The organism is [Chlorobium] sp. 445, assembly GCA_002763895.1.
GTDB lineage: Bacteria > Bacteroidota > Chlorobiia > Chlorobiales > Thermochlorobacteraceae > Thermochlorobacter.
In genome coordinates, this window is record NSLH01000078.1 from 1 (window position 1) to 1,144 (window position 1,144).

1 protein-coding gene is annotated in these 1,144 nt (G+C 50.8%); it reads right to left on the reverse strand.

The window, feature by feature from the left end:
- Positions 1-72: 72 nt before the first annotated feature.
- A partial coding sequence (locus CMR00_12835; protein ID PIO46982.1) for a hypothetical protein occupies positions 73-1,144 on the reverse strand: 1,072 nt, incomplete at its 5' end.

Here is a 1,144-nt window from a genome sequence, read left to right on the forward strand (position 1 = left end):
AGACACGGTAACGGACGAAGAGCTCATTACCATCTTTCGTTGCAATAGAGTCAATAAAGGCTGAGCTGTCGCTCACTGCAAAAAAATATTTCCAGCTCCAAAATTGGAGATTTCTTTTAAGTTCTCAAAATTCAAGAGATCCACGTCGTCGATGAAATTACGTGCTTTCGTCGTATCAATCAGAGTGAAGAAGAACCGCTCGTCTGATCCTCTAACCTTATACTGACCTCGCAGCGGCTGGTTGAAGCGCATGACAATGCGTCCAACAGTATCGCCAAAAACGCTTGTTGTAGCAGCATTCATTCCCACGACACTTTGCGGATCTGAGCCATCTAATTTCGCTACGAAGGCATTGATAATGCGGGTTCTGGGCGAGGTCTGGAACGCAATGCCAAAGAAGCCTGCCAGCTGTCCGCCGTCATCTGCTCTAATAGAGTCTGTGTTATCGACGTTCACACGATAAATTGTGCCAGCGTCAAAGGGTCTGGCAGTGTCGCTCTCCAGAACGCGGCGGATTCTTACGGTTTTGCCATCTGCGCTCCAGCGCAAGGTGTCTAATCTGTTGTTGGTGAAGGTCAGCGGTGTAACTCCCGCACTGTGCGAGTAAGGTGAAGAGAGCTTGTCAATGCGGAAGCCGCTGATTGCCTTCTTCATTGGACGGCTGAATTCAATTTCGATTTCATCTTCCGTGTCAAAGTTCAGGTTGCCGCTGGCGTTAGATCTTACTACGAAGACTGGTGATGGCGCTTGTTGCGCGGTTGTAAAGGTCACATTCAAAGTATTTGCATAGACGCTTCCCACACCGCCTACACCGAAGTCGCCCGGAACATCGGCACGGATGACCCCAGGAACCCCCACTGGGCTGATACCATCAACTGTTGTGAAGACGAGAGGCGCATCTGTACCGGGCGTGGTGCTCGGACGGAACGAGATGAGGCGGAAACGACGGTTTGCAGGCAAATTACGGTATCCGATTGTTGCCGTACGACGGTCTGCGCTGATTACAGCCTCAGTGTCAATCTGTGGTTCAAAGATGCGCTGTCTATCGATGCTTCCTGGTAGGAGACCAAATCCGGGTGGCAAGCCTAAGGTAGCTTGTTCGCGGATGATATCTACCTGTGCCCCTGTTGGCGAAGCTGGAATG